The following is a 5091-nucleotide window of genomic DNA, read 5'->3' as shown; positions in this document are numbered from 1 at the left end:
ACTGGCGGTCGATGCCGCCCACGGCTTTGCCTATCCCGCGATCGAGCTGGCGCTCGACTGGCTGCCGGATGCGGCGCGCAGGCAAGGCGTGGCCATTGCCGGCCTTCGCCGCTCGCACCATTGCGGCGTGACCGGCCTGTTCGTGGAACGGCTGGCGGAGGCCGGCATCATTGGCCTGATGGTCGCGAACTCGCCGGCGGCCATGGCGCCCTGGGGCGGAAAGCGTGCGCTCTTCGGCACCAACCCGATCGCGTTTGCGGCACCATTGGAAGGGGCGGAACCACTCGTCATCGACATCTCCCTCTCCAAGGTGGCGCGCGGCAAGATCATGGCGGCCAAGCAGAAGGGGGAGGCCATTCCGGAAGGCTGGGCGCTGGACGCCGAGGGCCACCCGACGACGGATCCCGAGGCCGCGCTCGCCGGTACCATGGTGCCCATGGGCGACGTCAAGGGCACCGCGCTTGCGCTGATGGTGGAGATGCTGTGCGCCGGGCTCACCGGCGCCAACTATGCCTATGAGGCCACCTCCTTCTTCGAGGCCGAGGGCGCGCCCCCTGGCACCGGACAGACGCTGATCGCCATCGATCCGGCGGCGTTCGGTCCGGGCGCGGGGGCACGCTTTGCCGAGATGGCCCGGCTCATCGAGGATATGGAGGGCGTGCGCCTGCCCGGCCGCCGCCGCCAGGCCCTGAAACGGGAGCTGGCGCACGGGGGCATTCCCGCCGACCCGAAGCTCCTGCGCGAGATCGAGGCGATCGGCCGGTGAAAGACGTGATCCCCGCATTGCTGTTATTCACCGCGCTGCCATGAGCACATTCCTGCCGGCGATCCGTCTGCTGCAGCCGGACAGGCTGAAGGGCCTGGCGCCCGGCGTCATGCTGGCGGTCCTCATCGCGCTTGCGGCGACCTTTCTGTCCGAGCACTACGGAGCGCCGGTCATGCTGTTCGCGCTTCTGCTGGGCATGGCCTTTCATTTCCTCTGGGACGAGCCGCGCTGCGCCGCCGGAATCGACTTCGCCTCGAAAACGCTGCTGCGTCTCGGCGTCGGGCTTCTGGGCGCCCGCATCACCTTCGAGAAGATCGGCGCGCTCGGCTTCGGGCCGATCCTCTTGGTGCTCGTTTCCGTCACTGCCACGATCGGCTTCGGCCTCCTCATGGCGCGGCTTTTTCGCAGGCACTGGACTTTCGGCATGTTGACCGGCGGCGCGGTGGCGATCTGCGGCGCCTCGGCCGCGCTCGCCATTTCTGCCGTGCTGCCGAACCGGCCGGAGCGCGAAAAGGACACGCTCTTCACCGTCATCGCGGTGACCGGGCTTTCCACTATCGCGATGATCGCCTACCCGATCCTGTTTACCGCGCTCGGCTTCGACGACCGGGAGATCGGCGTCATGATCGGCGCCACCATCCATGACGTCGCGCAGGTGGTCGGCGCGGGCTACGCCGTCTCCGAGGAGGCGGGCGACACGGCGACCTTCGTGAAGCTCCTGCGTGTGGCATTGCTCCCGGTTGTGGTGATCTCGATCATGCTTTTCGCCAGGCGCGGGGAGGGGGCGAAGGGCGTGTCTCTGCCGTCATTCGTGGTGCTGTTCGCCGCTCTCGTCGTGGCCAACAGTGTCGGTGCCATCCCGGCAGTGGCTGCCGCCGCGTTGTCGGAGATATCGCGCTGGCTGCTGGTGGTGGCGATCTCCGCGCTCGGCATGAAGACGGCGCTGAAGGAAATGTTCGCGCTGGGCGCCGGCCACATCAATGTGGTCGTCTCCATCACCCTCTTCCTGATGGCACTCGCCCTCGGCCTCTCCGTGCTTGTCTGACGCGCCGGGAACCGCGTCGCAATCTGCCGTGCTCGGCTGGAACCTCGCGGGACACGGATGATTGGGACCCGTGAATGCGACCCGAAAGGAGGCAAATGATGGCCGACAATGCGAAGGAACGGCTCGTGGACTTCCTCGACAGGAATGCCTTCGCGCCCGTGCTCGATGCGGATCCGGATTCCTATCCCGAGAACAAGCGAGACGAGCTCAGGGGCGTGCAGGACGCCACGCGCGCCGAGCGCGAGCGCTTCCACAACTACGGCTCGGCGCGGGAAGTCTACGAGATGTACAAGGACGACCTGTCCTCCGAACCCGCCCAGAAGGTCCACCGCCAGCTCCACGAGCTGGAGCTGCCGACGCTGGGAGATTTCAAGGCCGAGTTCGAGCGTCTGGCGCAGGACGCCGGCGTGCAGAGCTGAGCGGAGGATTTGTCATGAACGATAAACGCGAACACGGGATCAACAAGGCGACCAGCGGCCACGTGAAGGAGAAGGCGCCATCGGAGAAGGGCGGCAGCCAGGCCCGCAAGGCGCAAGAATGGGGCGGCGGCACCAAGGCCGCGAAGGGGCCGGTGACGAAGGAAGACCGCCGCAACCCGAATTCCAGCCAGAAGAGCTGACGCGTGCGGAGCGGCCTTCCGGTTCGGGAGGTCGCTTCTTGCCACGTCAGCGGTTGAACAGCCACAGGATCAGGCTGAGCACGATGCTGATGAGGATCGAGGTCGTGATGGGGATGTAGACGCGAAAGTTCTCGCGCCCCAGGACCAGGTCGCCGGGCAGGCGGCCGAGGCCCATCTTCTGCAGGAACGGCCACAGGAGACCGACCGCGATCAAGATGACACCGAAAATGATCAGAAGCCTGCTCATCTCCGTCCCGCCGCTGCGCACGTCGCAAAGGACGATGTAAGCAGGAGAAGGTCCATTTCAAGAAGGGCTTCGGTCCTTCGCCGTCCCGGGAGCGGCCATCTTGCGGTGCTTCTCGGCAAGCCAGTCGGCGGGCATGAGATGAGCCATCGCCGCCTGCATCTTGTTGGAAAAGCCGGTCACCACGCCGGATTCTCCCTTCATCATCGCATCGAACCCGGCGCGCGCCACCTTGGCGGGGTCGTCCTTGTCTGACGTCCCCAACCGCGTGTCCTCCATTTCCGCCCGGTCGAAAAATTCCGTGTCGGTCGGGCCGGGCATCAGGCAGGTGACGGTGATGTCGGTGTCCTTGAGCTCGTTGCGCAGCGCCCAAGAGAAGCTGTCGATGAAGGCCTTGGTGGCGTTGTAGACGGCCTGGAAGCTGCCGGGCATGAACCCGGCGATCGAGCCGGTGAACAGAATGCGTCCGCGGTTTCGCTCCCGCATGTCGCGGCCGACGCGGTGGGCGAGCAGAACGGTGCCGGTCACGTTCGTGTCGATCACGCGGCGGATGTCCGCGGTCTCCTGGTCGAGAAAAGCGTGGCCAAGCCCGCGGCCAGCATTGGCCAAGAGCAGTTCGACCGGGCGGCCGGCAAGCGCCTGGTAGAGCTGTTCGACCCCTTGCGCCGTGCCGAGATCCGCCTCGACGGGCTCCACCGCCACGCCCTTGGCGCGAAATTCCTCCGCTGCGCGGGCGATTTCCGGTTCGTCGGCGGCGACGACGAGATCATAGCCGGCTTCCGCGCAGCAGATGGCCAGCGCGTGGCCGATGCCGGTGGATGCGCCGGTGACGACGGCAAGGCCGGGCTTGTCAGCCACGTTCCTGCTCCCAACGCGGTTTCAGTATGACCTTGGTGGTCTCGTTCTGCTCATAGGCGAACTTGCGGTAGGCCTCCGCGGCGTCTTCGAGCGGCATGCGATGGCTGATGAGGAAGGTGGTGTCCACTTTCCCCTCGCGGATCATGTCGAGCAGCATCGGCAGATATTTCTGCACATGCGTCTGGCCGGTGCGCATGGTCAGGCCCTTCTGCATGAAGGCGCCGACGGGGAACTTGTCGATGAAGCCGCCATAGACGCCGGGCACCGAGACGCGGCCGCCCTTGCGGCAGGAATAGATCGCCTGGCGCAGCACATGCGGCCGGTCGGTCTCGAGCTGCACCGTCTGCTTGACATAGTCGTAGAGATTGTCGGGCGAGAAACCGTGGCTTTCCATGCCCACGGCGTCGATGACGGCATCCGGACCGATCCCGCCCGTCATCTCGATCAGCGCCTCGTAGACACGCGCGTTCCTATAGTTGATCACGCTGGCGCCGAGCTTCCTCGCAAGCTCCAGCCGGTGCGGATAGTGATCGATGGCGATCACCTGCCCGGCGCCCATGATGAGGGCGCTCTGGATGGCGAACAGGCCCACCGGTCCGCAGCCCCACACGGCGACGGTGTCGCCCTCCTGGATTTCGCAGTTCTCCGCCGCCATCCAGCCCGTCGGCAGGATGTCGGAGAGGAACAGCACCTGGTCGTCCTCCATCCCCTCGGGGACGACGATGGGGCCGATATCCGAGAACGGCACGCGCACATATTCCGCCTGCCCGCCGGCATAGCCGCCCGTCAGGTGCGAATAGCCGAACAGGCCGCTCATCTGATAGCCGTAAAGCGTCTCCGACATATCGGCCTTGTCGGCCGGGTTGGAATTGTCGCAGGCGGAATAGAGTTGCCTTTCGCAATAGAAGCACTTGCCGCAGGCGATGGTGAAGGGCACGACCACCCGGTCGCCCTTCTTCAGCTTTTCGTTGCCGGGCCCGACATCCACCACCTCGCCCATGAACTCGTGGCCGAGAATGTCGCCGGGTTTCAGTGTCGGGATCACCGCGTCGTAAAGATGCAGGTCCGAACCGCAGATCGCCGTCGAGGTGACCTCGATGACGGCGTCGCGCGGATTGACGATCTCCGGGTCCGGAACGGTCTCGACGCGGACATCCTTCTTTCCCTGCCAGGTAAGGGCTCGCATGGTTTCTTCCCTTGCTGGTTTACGCGTGCCGGGCGGTGCGGCCGGCGACGGCGACCTCGCCCGTCTCCATGAGCTGCTTGAAGCGTTTCAGTTCGCGGCGGGTCTGGATGCGCGGCTCGCGCTGGAAGAGCTTGGCGGCCGCCCAGCCAAAAGCCCCGCCCGGCGGATCGTAAGCGATGGTCGCTTCGACCTCGGTGCCACGGCCGCCCGGTGCGTCCCGAAAGACGATACGGCCGCTGTTGCGCACCTCGGCGCCTTCGTCGGACTTCCAGGCGATGAGTTCGTCCGGGCGCTCGTCGGTGATCGTCGTCTCGAAGGTGATCGTGCTGCCGCCCGGCGCGGCCACGACCCAGCGCGCGCCCTTGTCGCCGAC

General features: G+C 66.0%; 7 protein-coding genes and 1 pseudogene. 4 read left to right on the top strand and 4 right to left on the bottom strand.

Annotated elements, in window-relative coordinates; all coding sequences use genetic code 11:
• The 4 genes from ACFP9U_RS23735 to ACFP9U_RS23720 form a co-directional block, all read left to right on the top strand.
• The coding region (locus ACFP9U_RS23735) for an Ldh family oxidoreductase (RefSeq protein ID WP_378625230.1) at nucleotides 1-766 on the top strand (766 nt) is incomplete at its 5' end.
• Between the two features lie 40 nt (nucleotides 767-806).
• Nucleotides 807-1811: a YeiH family protein gene (locus ACFP9U_RS23730; RefSeq protein ID WP_378625229.1), complete on the top strand. Its 1005-nt coding sequence runs from the start codon at nucleotides 807-809 to the stop codon at nucleotides 1809-1811.
• 98 nt (nucleotides 1812-1909) lie between these two features.
• Nucleotides 1910-2230, top strand: a complete 321-nt coding sequence (locus ACFP9U_RS23725) for a hypothetical protein (RefSeq protein WP_378625227.1) — start codon at nucleotides 1910-1912, stop codon at nucleotides 2228-2230.
• Nucleotides 2231-2244: 14 nt separating this feature from the next.
• The gene (locus ACFP9U_RS23720; protein ID WP_378625226.1) at nucleotides 2245-2430 is read left to right on the top strand and encodes a hypothetical protein; all 186 of its coding nucleotides are present in this window, start codon (nucleotides 2245-2247) and stop codon (nucleotides 2428-2430) included.
• A gap of 46 nt (nucleotides 2431-2476) precedes the next feature.
• Here ACFP9U_RS23720 and ACFP9U_RS23715 read toward each other — a convergent pair whose 3' ends face one another.
• The 4 genes and pseudogenes from ACFP9U_RS23715 to ACFP9U_RS23700 all read right to left on the bottom strand — a co-directional run.
• Complete coding sequence (locus ACFP9U_RS23715; protein ID WP_378625224.1) at nucleotides 2477-2677, bottom strand: DUF2905 domain-containing protein; 201 nt, start codon at nucleotides 2675-2677, stop codon at nucleotides 2477-2479.
• A 57-nt stretch (nucleotides 2678-2734) separates the two neighbouring features.
• Entirely contained in the window at nucleotides 2735-3532 is a 798-nt protein-coding gene (locus ACFP9U_RS23710; protein WP_378625223.1) for an SDR family NAD(P)-dependent oxidoreductase, read from the bottom strand.
• The gene (locus ACFP9U_RS23705) at nucleotides 3525-4718 is read right to left on the bottom strand and encodes a zinc-dependent alcohol dehydrogenase (RefSeq protein WP_378625222.1); all 1194 of its coding nucleotides are present in this window, start codon (nucleotides 4716-4718) and stop codon (nucleotides 3525-3527) included. Before ACFP9U_RS23705 ends, ACFP9U_RS23710 begins: the two co-directional genes overlap by 8 nt.
• 19 nt (nucleotides 4719-4737) lie before the next feature.
• Nucleotides 4738-5091 (bottom strand): annotated as a pseudogene (locus ACFP9U_RS23700) (cyclase); the annotation flags it as partial.

The organism is Nitratireductor sp. GCM10026969, assembly GCF_042660605.1.
Taxonomy (GTDB): Bacteria; Pseudomonadota; Alphaproteobacteria; order Rhizobiales; family Rhizobiaceae; genus Chelativorans.
The sequence above is the reverse complement of the archived record's forward strand: the minus strand, read 5'-3'. Positions and strand labels throughout refer to the sequence as shown.

Bases quoted from the DNA above. Each gene is read 5' to 3' on its own strand.
- ACFP9U_RS23730 (WP_378625229.1), top strand. From the start codon at position 807: ATGAGCACATTCCTGCCGGCGATCCGTCTGCTGCAGCCGGACAGGCTG.
- ACFP9U_RS23725 (WP_378625227.1), top strand. From the start codon at position 1,910: ATGGCCGACAATGCGAAGGAACGGCTCGTGGACTTCCTCGACAGGAAT.
- ACFP9U_RS23720 (WP_378625226.1), top strand. From the start codon at position 2,245: ATGAACGATAAACGCGAACACGGGATCAACAAGGCGACCAGCGGCCAC.
- ACFP9U_RS23715 (WP_378625224.1), bottom strand. From the start codon at position 2,677: ATGAGCAGGCTTCTGATCATTTTCGGTGTCATCTTGATCGCGGTCGGT.
- ACFP9U_RS23705 (WP_378625222.1), bottom strand. From the start codon at position 4,718: ATGCGAGCCCTTACCTGGCAGGGAAAGAAGGATGTCCGCGTCGAGACC.